This window comes from Candidatus Aminicenantes bacterium, from assembly GCA_026393855.1.
In the GTDB taxonomy this organism is placed as follows: Bacteria; Acidobacteriota; Aminicenantia; order Aminicenantales; family UBA4085; genus UBA4085.
Genome location: JAPKZJ010000023.1, coordinates 25,213 through 48,833 on the forward strand (window position 1 = coordinate 25,213; position 23,621 = coordinate 48,833).

The window sequence follows — 23,621 nt, forward strand, 5'->3', positions numbered from 1 at the left end:
AGGACGGCTCCTTTCGGAACCGCCCTTTTTGAGAGTCTTTCTGACTTAGGCCTTCGCGGCAGCCTTGATCTGGGCCTCGATCCACTCGGTCGTGACGGACTTGGGCCGCTCGAGCGGCAGGCCGGTGGCGCGGCTCCACACGAGCTGGGCCAGGATGCCGAGGGCGCGGCTGACGCCGAAGAAGACCGTGTAGAAGTCGTACTCGGTGACCCCGTAGTAGTACAGCAGGACGCCGGAGTGGGCGTCGACGTTCGGCCACGGGTTCTTGGCCTTGCCGTGCTTGAGCAGGATGTCCGGGGCGACTTCGTAGATGTCGCTGACGACCTTGAACATGTCGTAGTCGGGCAGGTGCTTGAGGGCGAACTCGCGCTGGGCGACGTAGCGGGGGTCGGTCTTGCGGAGCACGGCGTGGCCGTAGCCCGGGATGACCTTGCCGCCGTTCAGCGTATCCCAGAGATACTTGACGAGCTGGTCCTTGGTCGGCACGCCGCCGAGGTCTTTCATCGTGTCCATGATCCAGCGCAGCACTTCCTGGTTGGCCAGGCCGTGTAGCGGGCCGGCCAAGCCGTCCATGGCCGCCGACAGCGAGTAGTAGGCGTCGGACAGGGCCGAGCCGACCAGGTGGCAGGTGTGGGCCGAGACGTTGCCGCCTTCGTGGTCGCTGTGGATGTCCAGGTACATCCGCATCAGGTCATAGAACTCGGGCTTGTCGTTGCCGATCTGGTGGGCCAGGTTGGCCGCCCAATCCAGTTTCGGGTCGGGGGCGATGTACTTGGCGCCCTTGTAGCAGCGCATGTAGATGCGGGCCGCGATCTCCGGGAGCTTGGCGATGATGTCCATGACATCTTCGTACATGGGATCCCAGTAGCTCATCTTGTTCATGCCTTCGCGGTATTGATGGGCGAACTTGGAGTCTTTCTGCAGGGCCAGGATGGCCAGCGAGAACTGGGTCATCGGGTGCAGGTCGTGCGGCAGGGAATCGAGGACCTTGAGCAGGTACTCGGGGAGCTGGGCCCGCTTCTTCCAGTCCTCGCCGACGGCCATGGCGTCCTCGAGGGTCGGGATTTCGCCGAGCAAAAGGAGGTAGAACAGGCCCTCGGGCAGGGGCTCGCCGGTGCCGGGGATCTTGGGCAGCTTGGCCTGCAGCTCGGGGATGGTGAAGCCGCGGAAGCGGATGCCTTCGTTGGGGTCGAGGGCCGAGGTCTCCCAGAGCATGCACTTGATGGAGCGCATGCCGCCGTAGGTCTGGGCGATCGTCGAATCGCCGATCTTCATTTCGCCATGTTCTTTGAGGATCTTCTGATACCTCTCGCGCATGGGGCCGATCTTGGCTTGGAATTTTTCTTTTAGAGCCGACATTCGGTGAACCTCCTTTGAAATAGGCGAAAGAGTCCGGCTCTTTCGCGGTTTAGGCAGCGCATTATAGCCTTGGCCGGAGGCCGAAGTCAATGAAAACACGGGCTTAGAAAGCGACCCGTCCGGCCTTGCTTTTTCCGCCCGGGGCCGCTATTCTGGAAGGGATATCACACGCCAAGGAGAAAACCATGGCCCCCTTGATTCTCTTCCTGCTCATCATCGGCGTCCTGTTCCTGCTGGTCGTCGGCATCTACAACGGCCTGGTGGCGCTGCGCAACCGCTGCCAGAACGCCTGGTCCCAGGTCGACGTCCAGCTCAAGCGCCGCTACGACCTGATCCCCAACCTGGTCGAGACGGTCAAGGGCTACGCCAAGCACGAGTCGGGCGTCTTCCAGAACGTCACCGAGGCCCGGTCCAAGGCCATGGGCGCAGGCACCGTCAAGGACCAGGGCGTCGCGGAGACGCAGCTGGCCGGGGCCCTCAAAACGCTGTTCGCGGTGGCCGAGGCCTACCCCGACCTCAAAGCCAACCAGAACTTCCTGATGCTGCAGGAGGAGCTCGCCGGGACCGAGGGCAAGATCGCCTATGCCCGGCAGTTCTACAACGACACGGTCATGAAGTTCAACCAGAAACAACAGGTCTTCCCCTCCAACGTCATCGCCAACATGTTCGGGTTCAAGGAGCGGGAGTACTTCGAGATCACCGAGGCCGCGGCCAAGGAGCCGGTCAAGGTCCAGTTCTGAGCCTCACCGAGCGCGGCATGTACGAGCAAATCGCCGCGAACAAGCGGAAGTCCGCGGTCCTGGTCTTCTGCTTCATCCTGGCCATCGTGGCCTTGGGGGTGGCCTTCGACTACCTGACCAACCTGGGGGTGGCCGGGGTCATCGTAGCCGTCGTGATCGCCCTCCTCTCGGCCTGGGGCAGCTACTACGCCAGCGATAAGATCACCCTGGCCATCAGCAAGGCCCGGCCGGCGACCAAGGAAGAATTCCCGTATCTTTACAATGTCGTCGAGGGGCTGGCCATTGCGGCCGGCGTCCCCGCTCCCCGCTGCTATGTCATCGACGACACGGCGCCCAACGCGTTCGCCACGGGGCGTAACCCGCAAAACTCGGTCATCTGCGTCACCACGGGGCTTTTAGAGAAAATGAACCGGGCCGAGCTCGAGGGCGTCGTAGCCCACGAAATGTCCCACATCCGCAACTTCGACGTGCGGCTGATGACGCTGGTCGTCGTCATGATCGGCATCATGGCCCTGCTCAGCGATTGGATCCTGCGGAGCTTTCTGTGGGGCGGCAAGATCCGGCGGAGCGGCCGCGACAAGAGCGGGATCGGGGCGGCGCTGATCGTCATCGGTCTGCTGATGGCGATCCTGGCCCCGATCATCGGGTCCCTTATCCGCATGGCCATCTCCCGGAAGCGCGAGTTTCTGGCCGACGCCAGCTCGGCCGAGCTGACCCGCTATCCGGCCGGCCTGGCCTCGGCCCTGCGCAAGATCGCCGACGACAAGGAGCCTCTCGAGGCGGCCAACAAGGCCACGGCCCATCTCTACATCGCCAACCCCCTGCTCGATCACAAGGGCAAGCTTAACCGGCTGTTCAGCACCCACCCGCCGATCGAGGAACGGATCGCGGCCCTGGAGAAGATGTAGAGGCTTCGGGTATCGGGGGCGGAAAACGCTCACTCCCCCGGCGAGGGAGTTCGCTCCGGCCGGCTCGGTCGCTCTCGTCCCCTGACCAGAACAAGGGAATCGGAAAATCATCGGAAAAGACTACCTTGAAGGGGAGGCAGCCCCGGGCGTTGGAGGGGGAACCCCCCAAAGGTTCCCCCTCCAAGGGAGTCCCCGCTCCCTCGCCGACCCTATGCTAGAAAGCATAGGGCAACAAAGCTCGTGGTTTCCGCCCCCGATTACCCTCGCCTTGCGGAAAGGAAAGCCGATGCGGTTTGAATTCGCCGCCGCGGCCGCGTTACTTTGACGCCGGGAGGCTTTTCAGCTTCTCGATGAGGTCCTCGACGATCATCCCCCCGACCTGCGGGGTCGTGAAATTCCGCTCGGTGAAGGCCAAGACCAGGCCGTAGTCCGGGAGGATATGGGTGAATTGGCCGCCCGCGCCGCGCGACGAGATGACGCGCGTTTTCCGGCCTTCCCCGAGGTCGTAGTCCTTCGTCCACCAGAAATAGCCGTATCCGCTGGCATTGAATTCCGTCATGAAGCGCGGCGTCACGGCCCGCTCGATCCAGCCCTCCGAGACGATCCGGCGGCCCTTCCACATCCCTTTGTTGAGCGCTAGCTCGCCGATCTTGGCCATATCCATCGGCTTCAGGGCCAGTCCGCCTCCCGCATGGCAGAATCCCTTGGCATTCTTCAGCCAGGTGAATTCGCGGATGTCCAGGGGCTCGAAAAGGGTCTTGCGGGCGAATGCCTCGAGGGACTGGCCGGATGCCTTCTCGATGATCGCGGCGACTAGCATCGGGCAGCCGCTGTTGTACTCGAAGACCGTGCCTGGAGGGACGGCCATGGGTCGGGCGAGGACATAGGCCAGCCAGTCGTCGCTGCGGAACATTTTTGCGTTGTCGTTCTTGGGGTCCTCCTGGGGAAGCATCTCCTCCCAGTCGATCCCCGCCGACATCGTTAACAGGTCCTTGATCGTCATAGCCGCCTTGAGCTTGTCCCCGGGAGCGAAGGATTCCGGGAAGTAGGGCGCCACTTTCTCGTTCTCGCTCTTGATCAAGCCTTGATCGATGGCCACTCCGAGAAGGAGGGCCGTGATGCTCTTGGTCTGGGATTGCATCTGATGCGGCGCTCCGCCCTGCACGCCGTTGTAGTATTTCTCGAAAGCCGTGCGGCCTTGGTGGAGGACGATGAGGCTGTCGAAATTCTTGAAGGAATCGCGAGGGTCCGTCTCGATGATCTTATGCGCGGCGCCGGTGACGGCTTCGAGGAGGGCATCGAGTTTCGGGGGCGGGCTTTGCCGGCCGTGGGCCGGGCCGACGATCAGTGCGGCGCAAAGAAGCCATCCCGTCTTTTTCATTGCGCATCTCCCGTTGGCCTGGGTCAGCCCCGAATGGTCATACGCTCCAGGCCCGGCAAACGCAACGCGAGCACCGCTTTGCCGTTCGCAATCCCTTTAGAAACCGCTTGAAAAGCGCCCCCCGTCTGTCTATAATATGGCCCCTCGGGCGGGGCCGTAGTTCAGTTGGTTAGAACGCTGGCCTGTCACGTCAGAGGTCGCGAGTTCAAGTCTCGTCGGCCCCGCCACTCCTTTCCCAAAACGCTGACATACCCCTCCCTGTTTAGGGAGGGTAGGGTGGGTAATATCTAAGAAGAACCGGAAGCGTTTTGGGCACGCCCTGCATCAACGACGGGACAACATCCCTGTGTGCTGAGGGTAGGGTGGGTAAGAATCTAAAAGGAATTGGAAACGCTTTGGGCAAGCCCGGCAACGGTATAGGCCAATCATCACTCTTCAGCGGTAGGGGGGATAAGTTTACTAAAAAGAGTTGGAAGCGCGTTGGGCACGCCCTGCATCAACGACGGGACAACATCCCTGTGCGCTGGGGGTAGGGTGGGTAAGACTTAAAAAGCGGCCGGAAACGCTTTGGGCACGCCCTGCATCGGAATATGCAAATCATCTTTCGTCAGCGCGGTAGGGAGGATAAGTTCAATAAAGAGAAGATGGAAGCGTTTTGGGCAGCCTTCTCCTGATAATCGATCGTTCTCCTTGGTTCTCTGTCCAGGTACCTTTACTCAGAAATCGTCGATTTTAAGCAAAATCCGTGACACCGGTTGGTGATTTCCGCGTTCAGGCACAGCGAAATAAAAAATTGGGTCAAGGAAGCCTGAGTACCGCCGATTGATTTCCCTCTCCCCCGGCACTATACTCAAATCAAGTCGCTTAAGAGACAAGTCCCTCTGAAATGCCCGACCCGTCATTTTGAGAATTCTCAAGCGGTTTTTCGGGAATAACAAGCGAAATGATTCAACTATGACCTGGCAGAATAGCGGCGCACATGAGAAATAAAATCGTTCTGTTGCTTCTCTGTTTGCCCCTATTTTCTTTATCCTGTGCCCGGCGGAAGCCTGTCGGCGAGGGAGCGACACTTGTTTTTACTCATGTGACAATTATCAATACTACAGGCGGCCCGAGTCAGCCGGATATGACGGTGTTTATGACTGGCAGCCGCATTACGGATATCTATTCGGCCGGATCTGTCCGCCCTCCCAAAGGAGTCCGGGTAATAGATGCGGAGGGCAAATACTTGATCCCCGGTCTATGGGATATGCATGTCCACTGGTACGATGAGCGATTCCTCTCGCTCTTCATTGCCAATGGCGTCACGGGTGTGCGGCAGATGTTCGGCTTTCCTATTCACCTTGATTGGCGAGAAAGGGCCGCGCGAGGCGAGCTGCTCGCGCCACGCCAAGCCATCGCGAGTGCGATTGTGGACGGTCCGGGGGCTACCTGGGTCAACTCGATCAAAGTCGCAAATGAGACGGACGCGCGCCGAGCGGTACAGAAAATCAAAAGCTCTGGATTCGATTTCGTCAAGGTCTATGCCGGCCTGCCGAGGGATGCCTATTTCGCCATCGCCGATGAATCAGCGAAACAAGGTCTGATTTTTGCCGGACACGTTCCCCATTCGGTGAGCGCGCTTGAGGCCTCCGAGGCCGGCCAAAAGAGCATAGAGCACTTAAGCGGCGTTCTTGAGGCCTGTTCGCCGATCGGAGGCGAAATAACCCGCGGATATATTGAAAACATGGCCGGTGTGAACAATCGAACAGGAATGGATAAAGCCAAGCTGAGAGTGCTGCGCAATCTCTATGAAAGATTGCTGGCCACGTATGACAAGGAGAGGGCTGCCGCGCTATTCGCGAGCTTCGCTAAAAACGGCACATGGCAGTGCCCGACCCTTACCGTGAATCGCTCTTCGGCCTTCGCGGGCGATGCGGAGTTCGGGAATGATCCAAGACTCAAGTACATGCCCCGCGGCATCAGATCCACTTGGCAGCCAGGGAACGATCCTTTGCGAGCCTCTCGAACGGCTGAGGACTATGCCGTCCGAAAACGCCGTTACCAGAAAGAAAGGGAAATGCTCGCAGAGATGCGACGGGCCGGCGTAAGGTTCCTCGCCGGGACGGATACCGGGAACCCGTTCTGTTTTCCCGGATTCAGTCTGCACGATGAGCTGACCCTGATGGTCGAAGCAGGGTTTACCCCCATGGAGGCCCTGCAAGCGGCCACCTTAAACGCTGCGATCTTCCTTGGCCGGGCCGAATCGCTTGGCACGGTCGAGAAAGGGAAGATCGCCGACCTGGTTCTGCTCGAAGCCAACCCCCTTGAAAACATTGAAAACACGAAAAGAATCGCCGCTGTCGTACTCGGCGGCAAACTATTTGAGAAACCGCGACTCGATACGATGCTCGCCGATGCGGAAAAGCTTGCCAATCAGAAGTCAATTGCCGACGTCCTCATGAAGACGATCGAAGAACAGAACGTTGCGACCGCCGTCCGGCAATACAATGAGCTTAGGACCCGGGAACCAGACGCCTATGATTTTCGCGAATCCGAGTTGTGTGGCCTAGGCTACCGTTTGTTGGGTGTTAAGAAGGTCAAAGATGCAATCGAGATCTTTAAGCTAAACGTCGTCGGATATCCTCAGTCCAGCGACGCTTATAGCTGTCTGGGGGAGGCTTATGTGATAGATGCCGATAAAGAGAACGCTATCGCGAACTACAAAAAATCCTTAGATTTGGACCCTCAAAATAAGTATGTGGCCGAGATATTAACGAAACTCGGTAAAAAGGGACCGCATCCCTAAAAAATGGTCCGCCCAAAATGTGAGTTTGCTGGCCGAATATCGCTGGCATCAATCCTCTTGCGAACAGAGGCCTTTGAGCTGATAAAGCAGGGATTTCACGCCGGGAAGGGAAAAAACGGTACTAAAATAACTATAGAAGGCCCGCCACCAAATCGCTCATAATCCGAAGTATACGTGGTTTTCGAGTCGTCTCCTTTTCCACCCCAGTACCGTATTTTCAGCGAAATTCAATTGGATCTGTTTCAGAATTGTGACACGAAGAGCGGTCCGTCTGCACCGTTGAAGCGGAGCTCTTCTGCCACAAATGCACCAAGGTGCGCGACGGAGTCTCGCCTCTATCATTAATCCGTAAAAACCCGCGAAGCGCCACATAGATGCGGCTCTGCTTTCTAAAAAAGCTACCGATGGGATCGATAGAAATGGGGGGCGGGTCAATGCGCAAAATATCGTATGGCGTTGAACACAAAGAAAAAGGAGAGCAAAACGAGAGCGAGGCCGAGCCAATAATATATTTTTCCCAGGGCCCGGATGGGTATGAAATGCTTGAAGCGGAGCATTCCTAAGGCCAGGACGGTCAAATAGCCCCCCAATCCGATCGCGCCGCCGGCGATAAAAACAGCTTTGGAAGCGCCGGTCAATGGATTGGCCAGTCCGAGGTGCTTGGCCAGAACGACGCCGTAAAGCCAGGTCAATATCATTTGAGGATTGGTGACGGCCAATAAAAATCCCGTGAAGTAAGCCCGACGCCGGCGGCGCAACAAAGCGTGTTCGAGCTCCAACTGAGGGGGCTTGCGGCTCTGCCTCAGAGTCACGAAAGCCAAGCCCCACAGGACAACCGCCCCGACAGCATTGAAGGCGGCCATCACCCAACGAACTTGTAGGAACGGGGCCAGTCCGTACAGGGAGATCGCTCCGTACATGACATCGGAAGAAACGGAACCGAGAATGACCATCCCCGCCGACCGCAGGTGGCCGAGAATCGCTCTCTTGGCCACTTCGATTTGTGAGCCCCCGACGGGGATGGCGGTCAGGAAGCCCAGGCCAATGGCCAAAATGAAGAGGAAGACCATCCTCATCATGCGTTCACTAAGGCGAACCGGTGGGGGTTTGGCTCGGTCAAAGTTCCCAAATAGGCGTTGATCCGCCCGGCCAAGATTTCAACGTCCATTTGCTCGAAGCAGCGGACCGTCCGGCAAGTCTTCAACATTTTATCCAAGCAGGTGATGTTGCGGCACGGGCTCCCGGAGGAATAGCACCAGGACGGCGCGTCCTGATGGGCCGGCAGATAGCCCGATTGAAGGGAGTCGTATCCAGACATCCGGGCCGGAGTGGCGCCGAAAATGGACAGGATTGCCGTCCGGTTCCGGAAAACGAAGCGATTCGTTCGGGAATATTTCCGGGCGGCGGCCACATGGAGCGGGCCGGTATCTCCGGAAACGAAGACATCGGACAAATCGATGAGAGCCGCATAGGCATCCAAAGGGAGCGCGGCGGGAACAATCCGGATCCGGGCTCGCAGGGGCGGCGCGAGGGCTTCTTTAAGTCGCAGCCCGATCCCTGCGTCGGTGTGGCCTTCTCCCAGAAGAACCGTAGCGTTTGACTTGACCATCCGGCTCAATAAGGCGGCTTGCTTATCGAATGGAATTCGAGTGAACCGGAAAGCTTCGTCAGGGTTGAAAAAGACCACCGCCCGATCGTCGGAGAGGCCCATTTCATAGGCCAAGTGTCCGGCTCGGTCTAGGGCCGAATCGGACAGCGTCACCCGGACACCATGGGCGTCAAAGCTGATCCTGTATACATAAACTTGCAGCAGGCGCCGCAACGGAGGCATTGGCCATGGCGACTCTTGTCCTTGGGCCTCAGGTAGATAATCAACTGCCGGACTTTAAAGAATGCGTCGGATTTCATATCGAGCCGGCCGGGCTCACGGCGATGCTCTCCCACAGGAACGGCTGTAGGATATCGATTCCTTTCGCTCCGATCGATATAGGGTTCATGGAATTCAGGCTAAACCCGCAAAGATGAACTGAGCATGAACGGGCGGAAGCGCTTTTTCAGCGGAGGAAGCGGCCCCGGGCGCCATCGTCGACAAGTCTGCGATTTGACAGGTGCCCGCGCACGAGCGTAAGGTGGAGACATCTTTTGAAGGGAAAACATCCCAGGAGAAACACCATGAGAAGATTTTCTGTCGGCATCGCCCTAATCGCCGCCCTGGCTTTGATCGGATGGGCCCAAGCGGCATCGGCCCCCCAGCCTTACAAAGTCGTCAAGACGGCCAAAGTCGGCGGAGCCGGCGGCTTCGATTATGTCTATGCCGATGTGGCGGGACGCCGTTTATACATCCCCCGGACCGGGACGACACCGCGGGTGACCGTCTTCGACCTCGACACGCTCGAGCCGGTCGGCGAAATCTCCACCACCAGCGCCCGAGGGGTTGCGGTCGACCCCGCGTCCAATCACGGCTTTTGCAGCAGCAAACCCGTCGTGATGTGGGATACCAAAACCCTGGCCACGATCAAGACCATCGACATCCAGGGCAACCCGGACGGCATCCTCTTTGATCCGTTCAACGCCCGCGTTTACGTGTTCAGCCACAGCGCGCCCAACGCCACGGTGATCGAGGCCAAGGACGGCTCCGTGGTCGGCACGATCGATCTGGGAGGCGCGCCGGAACAAGCCGTCACAGACGGCCGAGGCCATCTCTACGTCACAATCGAAGACAAGGATAATGTCGCGGTCGTTGACGCCAAGACGCTCGCGGTCACCGCCCATTATGATCTCGGCGGTAAAGGCGGCGGGCCGGCCGGGCTGGCCTTCGATGTGAAGAATCACCTCCTCTTTGCCGCCTGCCATCAACCCGCCACCATGGTCGTCCTTGATGCCAACGACGGCAAAATCCTCGACGCCCTGCCGATCGGCACCGGTGTAGACGGCGCCGTGTTCAATCCGGCGACCATGGAAGCCTTCAGCTCACAGGGGGACGGCACTCTGACGGTCGTCACGGAGAAAAGCCCGACCAGTTTCGTCATCGCCCAGAACGTGGCCACCCAGCGGGGCGCGAAAACGCTGACCTTGGATACCAAAACGAACCGGATTCTTCTGATCGCCGCGGAGTACACGCCTCCGCCTACTCCTCCGACCCCGCCGCCGGCCGGTACACGCGGCGGCCGAGGTCAGATGGTTCCGGATTCATTTGCCATCCTCGTGGTCGCCAAGTAACCAGGGCGAAGAACCGCAGGCTGCGAGGACGGCGGCCCTTCAGCTGATCGAGCCGGGATTGGACTCCTGGACTGGATGGTTCTTCGTTCTCGATTCTGGATGGCCGGGAGATGCCATGAAGCTTTCAAACAGGACCGTTCTCATTACCGGCGGCACGGGCGGCATAGGACTCGGCCTGGCCGAAGCCTTTGACCGGGCGAAGAGCCGGGTCATCGTCTGCGGCCGCAACCCCGAGAAGATCGACGCGCTGAAGCGGAAGTTTCCCGAGATCACGGCGTTTCGCTGCGATGTCGGTGATCCTCGGCAAAGACGGAGTCTCGCCGATGAGGTGGTCGGCCGGTTCCCCGACCTCGATATTCTGATCAATAACGCGGGCGTCCAGCGCTATATCGACCTGAAAAAAGGATCTGACGAGCTGGTTTCGGGCGATGACGAGATCGCCGTCAACTTTACCGCCGTCGTGGAAATGACGGCCCTCCTCATCGGCCACCTGATGAAACGACCGTCGGCCGCGGTGATCAACGTAGGCTCGGGGCTCGCGTTCATGCCCATGGCCCATACGCCCATCTATAATGCGACCAAGGCGGCCATCCATACCTACTCTCTCGCGCTGAGACAGCAGCTGAAAGACACGCCGGTCAGAGTCATCGAGATCGTTCCCCCCATGGTCGATACTGATTTGAACAAGGAAGGACGCGCCCGCGCCCGTATTCCGTTCAGGGGGATCGGTCTTGCAGAGTACATTCCGACGGTCGTCAAGGGACTTGAGGACGACGAGGAAACGATCTTCCATGGCGAGGGGAAGAATGTGATGACCGCACCCCGCGCGGAATCGGAAAGCCGCCTGCTCAAGCCGTCCCGGTAGCCGGGATATCTTTCGGAACAGGGGGGCTCAAGGATCCCGAGAGGCGGGTCGATAGAAACGATCGCAAGAGAGATCAAGGAGGCGTTCCCGTGAAAAAAAACACGATCGGCCATCTGCAGCCTATCGAGCTTCCTGCCCCGGCTTTTAGCCGATGCCGGACGGTGTTCGAGGCTTTGAAAGCGAGGCGGACCTGCCGGCTATACAAGGATCGGAAAGTCCGGGTGCAGGTTCTATCGGATCTCCTCTGGGCGGCCCAAGGGATAAACCGGAAACGAGGCCCTTTCGGCGGCCCGGGCCGGACGGCGGGCTCGGCCAGCAATTCGCAGGAGATCCGTATTTATGTCGCTCTCGAGGAGGGAATCTACCTGTACGAGCCGGAGGCCCACCGGATGAACCCGATTTCGATGGGGGACCACCGCGCTCTGGCGATCGGTCCCGGGCAGGGCCGAGCCGGCGCGAACGCGCCCGTCCGCTTGATCTATGTCGTCGATAAGGACAAGTTTAAAAGCGCCGGATTCCAGGAGCCGGGGCTTCATGATCGGGAAATCCAGAAGTCCTATTACTTCGTCGATACCGGGCTTATCGCCCAAAACGTCTATCTGGCGGCCGCTTCTTTGGGTCTCGCCTCGTGGTTCCATAACTGTAACAAGGCCGCGCTTGAAAAGTTACTCGATTTGAAACCGGGCCGCCGCGCGCTGTTCGGGCAGACCATCGGCTTCCCCGCCGAATAAGCCGGGCGCGAAGATTTTTCGGCTACTCGATCTCCTCGAAGACGCCGGTCTTGCGGTTCTTGCGGACCTTGTCCCAGGGCAGGGCCCTCCCGTTCATGGCCACGTAGACGCCGTGCGGCAGCCCCTGGACGAAGGCCAAAGCCGCGCCTAGGTTGAAGAGGCCGTCGGAGGAGCCGAATTTATAGGGCACCATGGCGCCCGTGAGGACGATGGTTCTGTCTGGGACCGCCGGCCCCAGAAGGCGGGCGGTCACCTCCATCCGATCGGTGCCGTGGGTGATGAGAATCCGCTCGCGGGGGCAGCTCCGGCAATGCTCCAGGATGCTCGTCCGATCGGAGTCGGACATGTCGAGCGAGTCGACCATCATCAGGGTCCGGACCTCGACCTTGAGACCCGATCGTCCCAATCGGAGCATCTCGGGCACGTGCGTGTCCTGGAAAAAGAGGCTGCCGGAAAGCTCGTTATACTCCTTGTCGAACGTCCCCCCGGTGACGAGGATGCGAATGGTTTCCATGATGGGGCTCCTAACAGTCGGGCTCATGATAGGCGCGGCCCCGCAGCCCTGTCAATGCGTCGGGCCGCTTCTTCATGCCGAGGTATTCCCGGCACGGTATCAATCACCCGACTCCTGCCGTGTGGAGGAAGCGAAGGCTAAGGCAGCGGCCTGAAAAAAAGCGAAAATGTTAATAGTTAATTATTTCTCAGGCTATTCGGGCTTTGATATTGATCGATGGATCTCGTTCTTTTGCGACGGTTTTCGATGCATCGAGGCGCCCTTGGGGCGCAAGTTCAGAACATGGAATATGCAATCCACAGTTTGAAAATCAAAACAGGGCCAGGTCAATGACCGGTCCCCATTCAATGGCTCACCTGTGAAGTGAATATTTATGGAATGATGAATTAATATTGCAAAATAAATAACTATAATTGATCAATTTCTATTACAATACGCATACAGGAGCGCAATCATGAAAAAGAAAACCAGAAAGCCTATGACTGTTGAAGAAGAAACCGCGAAGCCTCGTCGCGGCCGGCCAAAAAAGTCCGAAGCGGAGAAAGCTTCGGATCCGAGAAGAATCCTCCTATCGGAGATCAAGTCCGATCTCAAGAGAGTCAAGAAGAGCAAGAAGCGATTGGCTCTCTTGTTGGATAAGGCCCGGGCCGAACAAAGCCTCCTGATGGCTGCGCTCATGGATAGCCTGGAGAAGATCAAGACCGAGCTCAAGAAGAAGCCTAAGAAGGCCAAGAAGGCTAAAACCGGCAAGAGAGGCCGTCCCGGCCGTAAGCCCGGTAAAAAACTCGGCCGGAAGCCGGTCCGAAAACCCGGTCGGAAGCCCGGCCGGCCCAAAGGGAATAAAGAAGCGAAGCTTCCCGTCAAGACGGGGAAGAAGCGCGGCCGTCCCAGGAAAATCGTTGAGGCTGTGAAGACGGAGTCGGAGAAGAAGCCGCAACCCGCGAGGGCTCAAGCTCCCATATCCGACAAGCTCGTCACGCCCATCCCGAAGCCCGGCCGGAAGATCTTCAAGAAGAAAGCCGCGAAGTCCTCCGCCAAGCCTATCCAGAAAGAAGTCTCTCCGGACGCGGCCCCTGCGATCACGCCGGACGAAGAACCCAAGACCGAATAAAGCGAGCTGGCTGGCGAGGAGACAAGGAAGAAATCAAGCGGCGGCTGGATACGATCAAGAAATAAGCGGCCGGCCGCCCTCTTCCCTCCTTCCTGATCGAAATACGATTGACCGCCCGGAGAATAACCGATGTTGTACCGTATGCTCGGCCGAACCGGCTGCGAGGTTTCCAATCTCGGCTTCGGCTGCATGCGGCTGCCTTTAAAAAGCGCGGGCGCAGGCGCGGAGCATCCACGGCTCGCGGATGTCGACGAAGACCGGTCGATCGAGCTGATCCGCTCGGCCGTCGATCAGGGCGTCAACTATTTCGACACCGCCTATTCGTACCATGGCGGGAAGAGCGAGGCTGTTCTGGGCCGGGCCGTCCGGGGGATGAGGGAAAAAGTCCTGCTCACGACGAAGCTTCCCGTCTGGCTCGTCAAGACGGCGGAATCGTTCGACCAGCTGCTCGACGAGCAGCTGCAAAGGCTGGGCACCTCCTATCTCGACTTCTATCTTCTTCATGCCTTGAACAGCGACGTCTGGCCGAGGATGATCGAGCTGGGGGTGTTCAAATTCCTCGACCGCATCGTCGCTGATGGCAGAGTCCGCCGCGTCGGCTTCTCCTTCCACGATGATGCGGCGACCTTTAAAAAGATCGTGGATGCCTACGGCTGGGATATCTGCCTGATCCATCTGAACTATCTTGACCGGAGTTACCAGGCCGGGCAGGAAGGCCTGAAATATGCGGCCGCCAAAGGCCTGGGCGTCGTGATCATGGAGCCTCTGCGGGGCGGGACCCTGACGAACCCCATTCCCGCCGAAGTGGAGGCCGTATGGAATGCGGCGCCGAAGAAAAGGTCGCCTGCCGAATGGGCGCTGACCTGGCTGTGGGATCAACCGGAGGTGGGAACGGTCATCAGCGGCATGAATTCGGCCGCGCAGCTGCGGGAAAACATCGAGATCGCGGGCCGGGTGACGCCTCGTTCCCTAGCGGCCGAGGAATTCGCGGTTATCGACAAGGCGGCCGAGACCTACCGCGGGCTATTCAAGATCGGATGCACCAACTGCGGCTACTGCCTGCCTTGTCCCCAGGGCGTCGACATCCCGATGAATTTCAAGCTCTACAATGACATCCTTCTTTTCCATAACGTCGCGACCAGCCGGATGCTCTATAACGGGTTCATGCCGAGCGCCGAACGGGCCTCGAGCTGCATCGAGTGCGGCGAGTGCGAAAAGCTTTGCCCGCAGCAAATCCCGATCATGGCCGAATTGAAGAATGTCGACGCGGCCTTGGCCGTCGGGGAAAAACCCGAGCCTCCCCGATAACGCCGGGGAGTGGGAGAGGCTCTCACGCTTCCCAAGCCGATCGTCGGCCGGCGCGGTTTATTTTCCGGCCGGTCATTTGACCGTGAAGAGAACCCTGGCCGTGGCTCCTCCGGCCACGATGTTCATGATGTGATAGCCGGGTTTGGCGACCTTCCCATCGATGGTCTTGTTGATGGCGATTTTGTTTGTCCCTTGCATGAGGATAATCAGCGGCCTGCGAAGCGAAAGCGCTAAGGCCATCACCTTGGGTGCCGGCGACCACAGGCGGGCTCAAGGAAGCCGCTTGCGCGCGGCCGCGAACTGGGCCCGCACGGGTCCTTCCGCATAGGCGATCTTGGCCGCTATGATCCGGTCCAGCGGCTCGTCGTCGAGGTCGAGGCGGATGGACAGATCGAGACGCGGATCGCGCCGGGCGATTTCGAGACCCATACGAGCGGCGGCCAGATCTTCGCAAACCAGTGATGCCATCTCTTCGAGGAGCCGCGCGGCCCGGGCTTCGCTTTCGGAAGTCCGGCGGGCCGGGTCAAGAAGCCCTTGGGACTCCGCCCGCGCGGCGAAAAAGTGATTGCCCCGGGCCACCGCCCGGAAAACGGTCCCCAAGTACGCGGCCAGGTCCAACTCGCGCTCAAACTCCCGGCGGTGGAATTCGTCGACCTTGTCCCGCGCGGCGGTCATCGTCCCGACCCCCCTGTCCCAGAGCGCGGCGGCCCGGTCCATGTCCGTCCGCTCGGCCGGCGTCGTCTTGATGTCGGACGCGTAGATCGGGCGGACCGATAAGGCTTCCGCCGTCCCATCCGAAAGATCGTTCTCGGCTAAATAGAAAAACCTTCCGAAGAGCGCCGGGGGCATGTTCTTCTCCTCCAGCATCAGCGGCTGACCGGGCCCGATGAAGCTCGGACCCATGTAGTAGCCGTGGGTGAGATAGGGGATATGTCCCATGGCCTCGCTGAAATCTTGCCAGGCGGCGATGACCGGATCGGCCGCGTCCGGCCCGAAATCCCGTCGGGCGAGGCGGCGGATTTCTTCGGCGGGTGTCGCGGCCGAAGCCCAGCTTAACCGTCCCGCCAGTTCCTCGGGCCGCGAGCGGGAGAATCCGGTGATGTCGTAGGCGTAGATGATGGAATCCGGCGCCTGGGCTCGGATGATAGCCGCCCGCTCCCCCCAGCGCTGCAGGCAGGGAAGATAGGGAACGCCGTTCATTTCCAGGGAGACGGCCGTTTCCGTCTTACAACCGACCAAGAGCCCCCGCTTTCGGGCCGCTTCGGAGATGGCCTTGTATCGGTCGCTGGGGCCGAGGAAGTCGATGGAATAATCCCAGATGTTTTTGGCATAGCCGTTTTTCCGATAAAGGAAATCCTTGTCGATTTCGGGCACGATGGTGATGCCCGGATCGAGCTTGGCGATCAGGCCGAGCTGGAAAGGATCGCGGGACCAGACAAAGGCGGAATAGGGCCAGGCGAAAAAACGGGCCTCCGGCTTGACCCGGCGGACGGCCCGGAAGACCGCGTTGGTCAGATCGGCCACCACGTCCTCGGGCGCCCGGGCGGCGCAGCGCGGGCAGTCGGGCCCGTCCTTGCCGCTGCTCATGTAGCAATGGTAGAAACCCTCGCCGCCGATGATCGCCACCAAGCCGCCGAGCGAAGGCACGCGCCGGAAAATCTCGGCCCAGGACTCGGCGATGAAACGGAGGGTCTCGGGGTCGGAGGGACACAGGCAGCGGATGTCGGCGCCGCGCTGGGAGGCCCCGCGGGACTCCGGATGGGCCCGAAAAACGGGATGTCCGGAGGGAAGCTTGGGATTGTAGGCATTCAGATAGAGGCTGACGCCGGCCGATTGGGCCAGATCGGCCAGGCGCTTGAGCTCGGTGATATTCTTTTCCCAGTCGGGATTGCGGAGCTCGGGGTAAGTTCGGCCGTCGAGATAGTCGCCCAGCTGAACGAACGTGAACGTGGCATTGGCGCCGAAGCGGCTGAGCGCGGAGAATGTGTCCCGGCTGACCGGCCGATCGATCCGCAGGCCGCTGACCGTAAACGTCCCGTAGACTTCGCCGAACATGCGGATATCGTAGAGCGGCCGGTCGGAGAAGACGCCGGGTATGAGAGCCGGCGCGCCCCGCTCGATCAGCATTTCTTCGAGGCGGTAGACGCCGTAAAGCGCGCCCCGCCAAGAAGGGCTCTGGATTTCAATGCGGGCCGGGTCCAGTTTCAACGTATAGCGCTCGGATCCGATGCCGTTGCCGGGGCCGCCGCCTACTCGGAACAAAATCTCCCGGGTCCGCGGGCCTTCGGCCAGGACGACTCGTCCCGCGTCCCGGAAGAACGTCCGCAATTCCTCAACAGCAAAGGGCCCGGGCGGTTCGATCCGTCCTTCCGTGCGGACGCCCCAGCCGGAATCGATCAGGAATTCGTCCCGATCCGGAATCCAAGGTTTGGGCCGGAAAGTTTTCTGGTGGGGCGTGTGGATTTCGCGATAAAACGGGCTGGCCTTGGTCCGGGCGATCTTGCGGGCGAAGATTTCCCCGAGCGTTTCGCCGGAGAGAGAGGCGGGCATGCCGGACGCAACGGCTGTCCAGCCCATGATCAGGAGCGCTGCGAGCGCCGACAGGGCCCTCGCTCGCGCCCCGGCGGCGACCGTTTGGAAATTAGATTTGGAAATAGCCCAGGCTCCACGGAATGGCCATATATGATATTCTATTTTTCCAGACATTACAAAAAGGCGCGGTTTCCACCGGGGCCGGGCCTTGACAGCCTCGGAAATCGCAATCTATGATCCCTGACGGCGAGGCGAGGGAAAAATGGCAAACACAAGCTCTTTCGGCCGGCGGGATTGGATCATCGTTGTCTTGGGCTTGGCTTGTTTGGCCGGAGGCCTGTCCTCCGGCCAGGGCGGCGGAACCGGAACGCTGCTGCCGGACGGCCGCGAGTTCGTCTCCTGGGAGAGGCCGCTCCGATTCGACAAGACATATTACGTCGATAATCGGAATCCGCGCGCGGCCGATTCGAACCCCGGCACGGAAGAATCGCCGTTTCTGACCATCAACAAAGCGGCTCAGATTCTGCAGCCGGGCGAGCGCGTGGTCATCAGGACGGGGGTCTATCGCGAGCGCATCGATCCGGCGCGGGGAGGCACGGACGCCGATCATCTGATCGATTATGAGGCGGCTCCCGGTGCGAACGTCGTGGTCAAAGGCTCGCGTCTGGTCAAGGCCGGCTGGCGCGTCTCGTCCGGCTACAAGATCGACCCTCCCGAGCCCGCCCGCGCTCAAGTGAAGATCTACGAGCTCCGCTTGGACGACCTCGATTTCCAAGGCTATAACCCCTTCGGCATGGCCAGCATCATGCAGGACCGCGTCTACCTGATGCCCAAGCCGGAAGAGTTGTGGCGGCATCTGGTGCGCCGAGGCATGATCTTCGTGGACGGCCGGCGCCTGGCCCAAGTCGAGCTCTTCCGGGATCTGGGCGCCAAAGACGGCGCCTTCTGGTGCGAGCACGACGGGCTGACGATCCATGTCCGCCTCCCCGGCGACGCGGATCCCGTTCGCCACGAAGTGGAGCTCGCCATCCAGGAGCAGGTCTTCGCTCCCCGGACGCGCGGGCTCGGATTCATCCGGGTGAAAGGGCTGACTTTCGAGCACGCGGCCAACGGCTTTCCGGTCCCCCAGCGCGGCCTGGTCTCCTTGAGCCGCGGCCATCACTGGATCATCGAGGATTGCGTCCTGCGGCAGGCCAACGGCGTTGCGCTCGACATCGGCGCCCAGGATTGGGATATGGAAACGCCCGCGGTGGTCGGCCGTTCGATCGTGCGCCGCAATCACATCGACGGCGCGGGCGTGTGCGGGATTGCCGGGATGGCGGTGCAGGACACGCTCATCGAGTCCAACCTGATCGAGCATATTGGAGACCGGGACGTGGAGCTGGCCTGGGAGACGGGCGGGATCAAGCTGCACGCGGCCAAGAGCTGCCTGCTCCGCCGCAACGTCATCCGGCATACCCTCCACGCCGAGGCGATCTGGCTCGATTACGAAAACGCCAATACCCGCATTACCGGGAACGTGATGGGCGATACCCTTGAAACGCTCCGGGGCGGCATCTATCTCGAGGCCTCCCACGAGCCCAACATGATCGACGACAACCTCATCTGGAAGGCGACCGCGGGCGCGGGGGGGGGATCCTACAACATGCCGGGCCACGGCGGCTGGGGCATCACCGTGGACGGCAGCGACGAGACGGTCGTGGCTCACAACCTGATCGGCTGGACCCAGGACGCCGGCCTTAAATTCCGGGCCATCGAGGATCGGATCGTGAGCGGGCGGGGCGGCACGGCGCGACGAAGCAAGGTCTTGGCCAATATCTTCTTCCGCTGCGGCAAGGCCATCGATTTCGCCAACCTCGACAACACCGTCGACGGGAATCTCTACACCCGGGACTGGGGCGGTGTGCGTGACGAAACCCAATCGGTCGGCCGCGGGTTGATCTGGGTCCCCGACTCGGGGACGACCCTGCGGCTCGATCTCGACGCCTGGCGGAAGTATTTCGGTTTCGATAAAAACAGCGCCTACGCAGATATGGACATCGATGTCGACCTCGACGCCTTGACCATGACCTGGTCGGTTAAAGGCGCGGTGCCGCGCGCTCCGGCCGGGACGCATTTCCTATTGGATCTCGTCGGCCAGGCCGCAGAGCCGGTGCGGCCGCCCGGGCCGCTGGCCCGCGTGCCGGATGCGCCGACCAAGGTGAGCATCGACCCCCGACGCTAGGCCTTTGCTTCCGGCGTAGCGCTTTCATCCTTCTTGGCGAGCTCCTCCTCGACCGCTGCTTGCTTCGCCTCGATCATGTGTTTATCAGGCAGTCGATTCGTCGTCCGGCCGGGGATGGCCGGCGCAGCGGCGGGCACCGGCTGCGCTTTACGTGATCCGAAAGTCAGCGCATAAGCCCATGTAAATTCCGCGCCCATCAGAAATATCTGGGCGGAGTAGTACACCCACACCAGCACCACCACCAGCGAACCGGCGGCGCCGAAGGCGGAAGTCAGGGTGCTCTGGCCGAGGTAGAGCCCGATCAGAAATTTGCCGATCGTAAAGAGCAGAGACGTCACGGCGGCGCCGATCCACACGTCCGTCCAGGCGACTTTCGCCTGCGGAATGATCTTGTAAATCATGGCGAACACGGTCGTCGTGATGATGAAGCTGATCAGAAAATTAAGAACGTTCGCAAGAATTTCCCAGTTGGAGAACAGCGGTCCCCACCACCTCCCCAATGAGGCCAAGGCCGCACTGATGACCAGCGACACGATCAATAAAAAACCGATGCCCAAGATCATGCTGAACGACAGCAGGCGGGCGCGCAGAAACCTCCAAAATCCGCTCTTTTTTCTTTTGGGGACGCGCCATATCCGATTCAGGGCATCCTGCAATTCGCCGAAAACCTTCGTCGCACCGATCAACAGCAGGATGCCCCCGAGCAGCGGGATGGTGGCGCTTGCGGCCGGCTTGTTCACGCTTTCGAGCAATCCTTGCACGGCCGCGGCACCCTGTCCCCCCATCAGACCCTGCAGCTGTCCGACGATTTCGCCGCGCGCGGCTTCGACGCCGAAGACCAGTCCGGCAATGGAAATCACAATCAGCAATAACGGGGCGATCGAGAACATCGTGTAGTAGGCCAGAGCCGCTCCCATGCTTTGCGAATAGTCGTCGGCCCAAGATGCGACCGCGGCTTTGATCAGAATCCAGATGTTTTTTAAGCTCATGTTTAAACTTTGAAACGATTGAGGAGCCCTGGTCTGACCGTCATTCGCGGCCTCTGGCCTGCCCCCGCTCAGTGTACTCCCGATGGAGCGAGAGTTCTAGAATTTGGCCGGAGGCATACTTCCGCCAGCTATCAGAAAAATCCTATTTAACAAGAATCGTACTGTTCAAGGGGGGCGATTTCTTCGACGGCCTCACAACGCCATCGATCAAGCCGGTGGCTTCGAATCGCCGGTAGCCTAAAAACTCTCCCGTTTCCAGAGAGAAAATCGATTTTCCGACATTAGGCGAGTGCGGGAGGACTTTGGTACGAAAACGGCTGTTAGTATGGATGGCTTCTCCTCCTTGCCACCGATGAAGGAAGGGCGAAGGACGGCGAGAAGCGAAAGAAAGAGAGGAGACCGTCATGCTTGAGACCATCATCGTCATCCTGGTTGTGCTGTGGGCTCTGGGATTTTTCGCGTTCCACGTCAGCACCGGCTTGATCCATGCCCTTCTGGTCATCGCTTTGATCGTCCTGATCATCCGCTTGCTGCAGGGCCGGAGAGTGGTGTAAGGGCGAAAACGCCGCCGGGCAGCGTCCAAAGGGAGAATTCGAATGAGAATGAAGTATCGGATCGCGCTCGCGATGAGCGCCGCCATTGTGTTGATGATCGCCGGCTCGCTGGGCGCGCAGGAAACGGACCGGCGCATCGAATCGGCTTTTAAAAGCTCGTATGTTTTCAACGTCTTTCTCAAAGGCGACGATATTCAGATTCACTCGCAAGACGGCGTCGTCGTCTTGAGAGGGACCGTTTCAGAGGAATCCCATTTGTCGTTGGCGGCCGATACGGTCGCTGATCTGCCCGGGGTTAAAAGCGTGGACAATCGCCTGGAGGTCAAGGGGGGAATTCCGGAAAAGTTCTCGGATGCCTGGATCCATTTGAAAATATCGACCATGCTCATGCTGCACGGCAATTTGGACGATGCCGATATCCGGGCGCAGGTGAAAGACGGTCGGGTGACTCTGCAGGGCGAGTACCGAAGCATCGCCGAGAAAGAGCTGACGACCGAATATGTCAAAGATATCGAAGGGGTGAAGGATGTCAAAAATGAAATGACCCTGACCCCTACCCCCCCGAAAGCACGGCGAACGGTCGGCGAGTTTGTCGACGACGCATCCATAAAATCGCAGATCAAACTGGCTTTACTCTTTCACCGCGGCACGAACGCCTTTGGTACCGAAATCGCCGTCGATAAAGGCGTCGTCACTGTGACCGGCCTAGCCAGGAGCGCGGCGGAAAAGGAGCTGGTCACTAAGCGCATTGAAGATATCCGCGGCGTCAAAAAAATCTACAACCGTATGATCGTCGAATAAAAGGACGTGAAAAATGGGCGAAATCATCGACAAGAGCAAGGGCAAGATCAAGCAGGCCGTGGGGGATTTGACCGGCAACGACAGACTCCGGCGCGAGGGCCAGCGGGATGAGCTCCGCGGCGAGGTCAAGGGCGCGGTCAAGGACGTCAAGCGCGCGGTCAAAAAAGCCCTGAAGTGACGGCGGCCGCGAGGCCTGGAAGGGTCCGGGCCCCGCAGGCATTTTCAACGCAGTGAAGGGAGTCCATCATGAGCACAACGACGCTGATCATTGTCATTATCGTATTGGTCCTCTTGTTCGGAGGGGGCGGCGGCTATTATTTGCGCCGACGGCGGTGACGGCCGCGGCGTTTTCGTTGTCGGGCGGAGTCCCCGTCTGACGGGAGGGAGGTTTCCTATGAAAGGCTTTATCAAAAACATCGAGGAACTGGCCGTCCAAAATGTCGATTTTCGGCGGGTGCTATACACGGCCGAGCATTGCCAGCTCGTTCTCATGGCCCTGAAGCCGAAGGAAGAGATCGGGGCCGAAGTCCATACGCTCGACCAGTTCTTTCGAGTGGAGGAGGGCTCCGGCGAGGCGGTCCTTGACGGCGGCCGGACGCCGATCCGAGCCGGCTTTGCGGTCGTCGTCCCCGCCGGAACGAATCACAACATCATCAATACCGGCCAGGCCCCGTTGAAGCTCTACACGCTTTACTCGCCCCCGAATCATCGGGACGGTGTGGTCCATCCGACCCGGGCCGCGGCGGACGCCGACGACGAGCACTTCGACGGCCGGACGACGGAATCGTCAACGGCAAGCTCCCGCTGACGAAAAGGAAGCCGACCATGAGCCTCCTCACAACGAAAGACGGAACGCAGATCTATTACAAGGACTGGGGCGCCGGAGCGCCGGTGGTGTTCAGCCACGGCTGGCCGCTCAGCGCGGACAGCTGGGAAGCGCAGATGGTATTCCTCGCTGCCAACGGCTATCGTTGCCTGGCCCATGACCGCCGCGGCCATGGCCGCTCAAGCCAACCCTGGGCCGGCAACGAGATGGACACGTATGCCGACGATCTTGCGGAGCTCATCGAAGCGCTCGACCTGAAGGGCGCCTTCCTCGTCGGCTTCTCCGCGGGCGGAGGCGAAGTGGCCCGCTACATCGGCCGCTACGGTACGAAACGGGTGGCCAGGGCCGCGCTGATCGCCGCCGTCCCGCCGCTCATGCTGAAAACAACGGCCAATCCGGACGGTTTGCCGAAGGCGGCCTTCGACAAGATCCGCCTCGGTTGCCTGGCCGATCGTTCGCAGTTCTACAAGGATCTTGCCGCCTGTTGGCTTTTCTGAAGGCCTAAGACCGCGCGGAACCGCGGGGGCGAACGAAGATTTTAAGCGGCCGGGGCAGGGTTCGCGCTTGAGGAAGAGAAGAACCGTCGACGCTAGGGGTTCCCTTTTCCCGCGTTCTTGACATCCTCCAGGCCGGCTCCTATGCTTGGCCGTAGAGAGGAGCGGGGAAATCGGCTTGAATTCTGTAAACGAAATTTTCGGCCTTTGAGGCGTTTCCTGCGTCGAGCAGCGGTCCTCCTCGCCCTTGTCCTGTTGACGGCGGCTTCTTCTTCGC

22 protein-coding genes, 1 tRNA gene and 1 pseudogene are annotated in these 23,621 nt (G+C 59.9%); 16 read left to right on the forward strand and 8 right to left on the reverse strand.

From position 1 onward, the window contains the following. Window positions 1-45: 45 nt before the first annotated feature. Window positions 46-1,359 carry a citrate (Si)-synthase, eukaryotic gene (locus NTZ26_03410; GenBank protein ID MCX6559541.1) on the reverse strand — a complete coding sequence of 438 codons (1,314 nt, stop codon included), beginning with the start codon at window positions 1,357-1,359 and terminating at the stop codon, window positions 46-48. A 185-nt stretch (window positions 1,360-1,544) separates the two neighbouring features. Here NTZ26_03410 and NTZ26_03415 point away from each other — a divergent pair, with 185 nt between their 5' ends. Both NTZ26_03415 and htpX read left to right on the forward strand, forming a co-directional pair. After that, entirely contained in the window at window positions 1,545-2,099 is a 555-nt protein-coding gene (locus tag NTZ26_03415; GenBank protein MCX6559542.1) for a LemA family protein, read from the forward strand. A 17-nt stretch (window positions 2,100-2,116) separates the two neighbouring features. Further along, on the forward strand, window positions 2,117-3,007 hold the full coding sequence (gene htpX, locus NTZ26_03420; GenBank protein ID MCX6559543.1) for a zinc metalloprotease HtpX: 891 nt from the start codon (window positions 2,117-2,119) through the stop codon (window positions 3,005-3,007). 316 nt (window positions 3,008-3,323) lie between these two features. Here the strand turns inward: htpX and NTZ26_03425 are convergent, their stop codons facing one another. After that, on the reverse strand, window positions 3,324-4,388 hold the full coding sequence (locus tag NTZ26_03425; protein ID MCX6559544.1) for a serine hydrolase: 1,065 nt from the start codon (window positions 4,386-4,388) through the stop codon (window positions 3,324-3,326). A gap of 150 nt (window positions 4,389-4,538) precedes the next feature. Here NTZ26_03425 and NTZ26_03430 point away from each other — a divergent pair. Both NTZ26_03430 and NTZ26_03435 read left to right on the forward strand, forming a co-directional pair. After that, window positions 4,539-4,615: transfer RNA gene (locus tag NTZ26_03430), tRNA-Asp, on the forward strand. A gap of 752 nt (window positions 4,616-5,367) precedes the next feature. Beyond that, window positions 5,368-7,176 (forward strand): amidohydrolase family protein, encoded by a 1,809-nt coding sequence (locus tag NTZ26_03435; GenBank protein MCX6559545.1) that lies wholly within the window; start codon window positions 5,368-5,370, stop codon window positions 7,174-7,176. Window positions 7,177-7,607: 431 nt separating this feature from the next. Here the strand turns inward: NTZ26_03435 and NTZ26_03440 are convergent, their stop codons facing one another. Beyond that, window positions 7,608-8,252, reverse strand: a complete 645-nt coding sequence (locus tag NTZ26_03440; protein ID MCX6559546.1) for a LysE family transporter — start codon at window positions 8,250-8,252, stop codon at window positions 7,608-7,610. Further along, entirely contained in the window at window positions 8,252-9,007 is a 756-nt protein-coding gene (locus NTZ26_03445) for a hypothetical protein (GenBank protein ID MCX6559547.1), read from the reverse strand. Before NTZ26_03445 ends, NTZ26_03440 begins: the two co-directional genes overlap by 1 nt. Before the next feature lie 341 nt (window positions 9,008-9,348). Here NTZ26_03445 and NTZ26_03450 point away from each other — a divergent pair, with 341 nt between their 5' ends. The 3 genes from NTZ26_03450 to NTZ26_03460 all read left to right on the forward strand — a co-directional run bounded on the left by NTZ26_03450 (window position 9,349) and on the right by NTZ26_03460 (window position 11,991). Beyond that, complete coding sequence (locus NTZ26_03450) at window positions 9,349-10,395, forward strand: hypothetical protein (protein MCX6559548.1); 1,047 nt, start codon at window positions 9,349-9,351, stop codon at window positions 10,393-10,395. A gap of 115 nt (window positions 10,396-10,510) precedes the next feature. After that, entirely contained in the window at window positions 10,511-11,260 is a 750-nt protein-coding gene (locus NTZ26_03455; GenBank protein MCX6559549.1) for an SDR family NAD(P)-dependent oxidoreductase, read from the forward strand. An 89-nt stretch (window positions 11,261-11,349) separates the two neighbouring features. Further along, window positions 11,350-11,991, forward strand: coding sequence for a nitroreductase family protein (locus tag NTZ26_03460; protein MCX6559550.1), 642 nt, complete (start codon window positions 11,350-11,352; stop codon window positions 11,989-11,991). Between the two features lie 22 nt (window positions 11,992-12,013). Here the strand turns inward: NTZ26_03460 and NTZ26_03465 are convergent, their stop codons facing one another. Next, window positions 12,014-12,505, reverse strand: coding sequence for an asparaginase domain-containing protein (locus NTZ26_03465; protein ID MCX6559551.1), 492 nt, complete (start codon window positions 12,503-12,505; stop codon window positions 12,014-12,016). A 454-nt stretch (window positions 12,506-12,959) separates the two neighbouring features. Here NTZ26_03465 and NTZ26_03470 point away from each other — a divergent pair, with 454 nt between their 5' ends. Next, window positions 12,960-13,616: a hypothetical protein gene (locus tag NTZ26_03470; protein ID MCX6559552.1), complete on the forward strand. Its 657-nt coding sequence runs from the start codon at window positions 12,960-12,962 to the stop codon at window positions 13,614-13,616. 129 nt (window positions 13,617-13,745) lie between these two features. Then, window positions 13,746-14,924: an aldo/keto reductase gene (locus NTZ26_03475; GenBank protein ID MCX6559553.1), complete on the forward strand. Its 1,179-nt coding sequence runs from the start codon at window positions 13,746-13,748 to the stop codon at window positions 14,922-14,924. 72 nt (window positions 14,925-14,996) lie between these two features. On the opposite strand, the gene NTZ26_03480 is transcribed toward NTZ26_03475, so the two are convergent. Both NTZ26_03480 and NTZ26_03485 read right to left on the reverse strand, forming a co-directional pair. Further along, window positions 14,997-15,122 carry a hypothetical protein gene (locus NTZ26_03480; GenBank protein MCX6559554.1) on the reverse strand — a complete coding sequence of 42 codons (126 nt, stop codon included), beginning with the start codon at window positions 15,120-15,122 and terminating at the stop codon, window positions 14,997-14,999. 72 nt (window positions 15,123-15,194) lie between these two features. Next, window positions 15,195-17,474: a hypothetical protein gene (locus NTZ26_03485; protein ID MCX6559555.1), complete on the reverse strand. Its 2,280-nt coding sequence runs from the start codon at window positions 17,472-17,474 to the stop codon at window positions 15,195-15,197. Between the two features lie 244 nt (window positions 17,475-17,718). Between NTZ26_03485 and NTZ26_03490 the strand changes: the two genes are divergently transcribed. After that, window positions 17,719-19,680, forward strand: a complete 1,962-nt coding sequence (locus NTZ26_03490; protein ID MCX6559556.1) for a right-handed parallel beta-helix repeat-containing protein — start codon at window positions 17,719-17,721, stop codon at window positions 19,678-19,680. Here NTZ26_03490 and NTZ26_03495 read toward each other — a convergent pair. Next, complete coding sequence (locus NTZ26_03495) at window positions 19,677-20,669, reverse strand: YihY/virulence factor BrkB family protein (GenBank protein MCX6559557.1); 993 nt, start codon at window positions 20,667-20,669, stop codon at window positions 19,677-19,679. The genes NTZ26_03490 and NTZ26_03495 overlap by 4 nt on opposite strands. 404 nt (window positions 20,670-21,073) lie before the next feature. Here NTZ26_03495 and NTZ26_03500 point away from each other — a divergent pair, with 404 nt between their 5' ends. The 6 genes and pseudogenes from NTZ26_03500 to NTZ26_03525 all read left to right on the forward strand — a co-directional run bounded on the left by NTZ26_03500 (window position 21,074) and on the right by NTZ26_03525 (window position 23,332). Continuing rightward, a complete protein-coding gene (locus NTZ26_03500) occupies window positions 21,074-21,223 on the forward strand; it encodes a lmo0937 family membrane protein (protein MCX6559558.1) in 150 nt (49 codons plus the stop codon). Window positions 21,224-21,265: 42 nt separating this feature from the next. Continuing rightward, the gene (locus tag NTZ26_03505) at window positions 21,266-22,024 is read left to right on the forward strand and encodes a BON domain-containing protein (protein ID MCX6559559.1); all 759 of its coding nucleotides are present in this window, start codon (window positions 21,266-21,268) and stop codon (window positions 22,022-22,024) included. A gap of 13 nt (window positions 22,025-22,037) precedes the next feature. Further along, window positions 22,038-22,202: a CsbD family protein gene (locus tag NTZ26_03510; GenBank protein MCX6559560.1), complete on the forward strand. Its 165-nt coding sequence runs from the start codon at window positions 22,038-22,040 to the stop codon at window positions 22,200-22,202. 68 nt (window positions 22,203-22,270) lie between these two features. Continuing rightward, window positions 22,271-22,360 (forward strand): LPXTG cell wall anchor domain-containing protein, encoded by a 90-nt coding sequence (locus NTZ26_03515; protein ID MCX6559561.1) that lies wholly within the window; start codon window positions 22,271-22,273, stop codon window positions 22,358-22,360. A 58-nt stretch (window positions 22,361-22,418) separates the two neighbouring features. After that, window positions 22,419-22,832, forward strand: a complete 414-nt coding sequence (locus NTZ26_03520; protein MCX6559562.1) for a cupin domain-containing protein — start codon at window positions 22,419-22,421, stop codon at window positions 22,830-22,832. Between the two features lie 17 nt (window positions 22,833-22,849). Then, a pseudogene (locus tag NTZ26_03525) lies at window positions 22,850-23,332 on the forward strand (alpha/beta hydrolase). The last annotated feature ends 289 nt before the right edge of the window (window positions 23,333-23,621 follow it).

Bases quoted from the DNA above. Each gene is read 5' to 3' on its own strand.
- NTZ26_03510 (MCX6559560.1), top strand. From the start codon at position 22,038: ATGGGCGAAATCATCGACAAGAGCAAGGGCAAGATCAAGCAGGCCGTG.
- NTZ26_03480 (MCX6559554.1), bottom strand. From the start codon at position 15,122: ATGCAAGGGACAAACAAAATCGCCATCAACAAGACCATCGATGGGAAG.
- NTZ26_03465 (MCX6559551.1), bottom strand. From the start codon at position 12,505: ATGGAAACCATTCGCATCCTCGTCACCGGGGGGACGTTCGACAAGGAG.
- NTZ26_03450 (MCX6559548.1), top strand. From the start codon at position 9,349: ATGAGAAGATTTTCTGTCGGCATCGCCCTAATCGCCGCCCTGGCTTTG.
- NTZ26_03520 (MCX6559562.1), top strand. From the start codon at position 22,419: ATGAAAGGCTTTATCAAAAACATCGAGGAACTGGCCGTCCAAAATGTC.
- NTZ26_03485 (MCX6559555.1), bottom strand. From the start codon at position 17,474: ATGCCCGCCTCTCTCTCCGGCGAAACGCTCGGGGAAATCTTCGCCCGC.
- NTZ26_03445 (MCX6559547.1), bottom strand. From the start codon at position 9,007: ATGCCTCCGTTGCGGCGCCTGCTGCAAGTTTATGTATACAGGATCAGC.
- NTZ26_03495 (MCX6559557.1), bottom strand. From the start codon at position 20,669: ATGAGCTTAAAAAACATCTGGATTCTGATCAAAGCCGCGGTCGCATCT.
- NTZ26_03440 (MCX6559546.1), bottom strand. From the start codon at position 8,252: ATGAGGATGGTCTTCCTCTTCATTTTGGCCATTGGCCTGGGCTTCCTG.
- htpX (MCX6559543.1), top strand. From the start codon at position 2,117: ATGTACGAGCAAATCGCCGCGAACAAGCGGAAGTCCGCGGTCCTGGTC.
- NTZ26_03415 (MCX6559542.1), top strand. From the start codon at position 1,545: ATGGCCCCCTTGATTCTCTTCCTGCTCATCATCGGCGTCCTGTTCCTG.
- NTZ26_03425 (MCX6559544.1), bottom strand. From the start codon at position 4,388: ATGAAAAAGACGGGATGGCTTCTTTGCGCCGCACTGATCGTCGGCCCG.
- NTZ26_03505 (MCX6559559.1), top strand. From the start codon at position 21,266: ATGAGAATGAAGTATCGGATCGCGCTCGCGATGAGCGCCGCCATTGTG.
- NTZ26_03455 (MCX6559549.1), top strand. From the start codon at position 10,511: ATGAAGCTTTCAAACAGGACCGTTCTCATTACCGGCGGCACGGGCGGC.
- NTZ26_03475 (MCX6559553.1), top strand. From the start codon at position 13,746: ATGTTGTACCGTATGCTCGGCCGAACCGGCTGCGAGGTTTCCAATCTC.
- NTZ26_03410 (MCX6559541.1), bottom strand. From the start codon at position 1,359: ATGTCGGCTCTAAAAGAAAAATTCCAAGCCAAGATCGGCCCCATGCGC.
- NTZ26_03500 (MCX6559558.1), top strand. From the start codon at position 21,074: ATGCTTGAGACCATCATCGTCATCCTGGTTGTGCTGTGGGCTCTGGGA.
- NTZ26_03515 (MCX6559561.1), top strand. From the start codon at position 22,271: ATGAGCACAACGACGCTGATCATTGTCATTATCGTATTGGTCCTCTTG.
- NTZ26_03470 (MCX6559552.1), top strand. From the start codon at position 12,960: ATGAAAAAGAAAACCAGAAAGCCTATGACTGTTGAAGAAGAAACCGCG.
- NTZ26_03490 (MCX6559556.1), top strand. From the start codon at position 17,719: ATGGCAAACACAAGCTCTTTCGGCCGGCGGGATTGGATCATCGTTGTC.
- NTZ26_03435 (MCX6559545.1), top strand. From the start codon at position 5,368: ATGAGAAATAAAATCGTTCTGTTGCTTCTCTGTTTGCCCCTATTTTCT.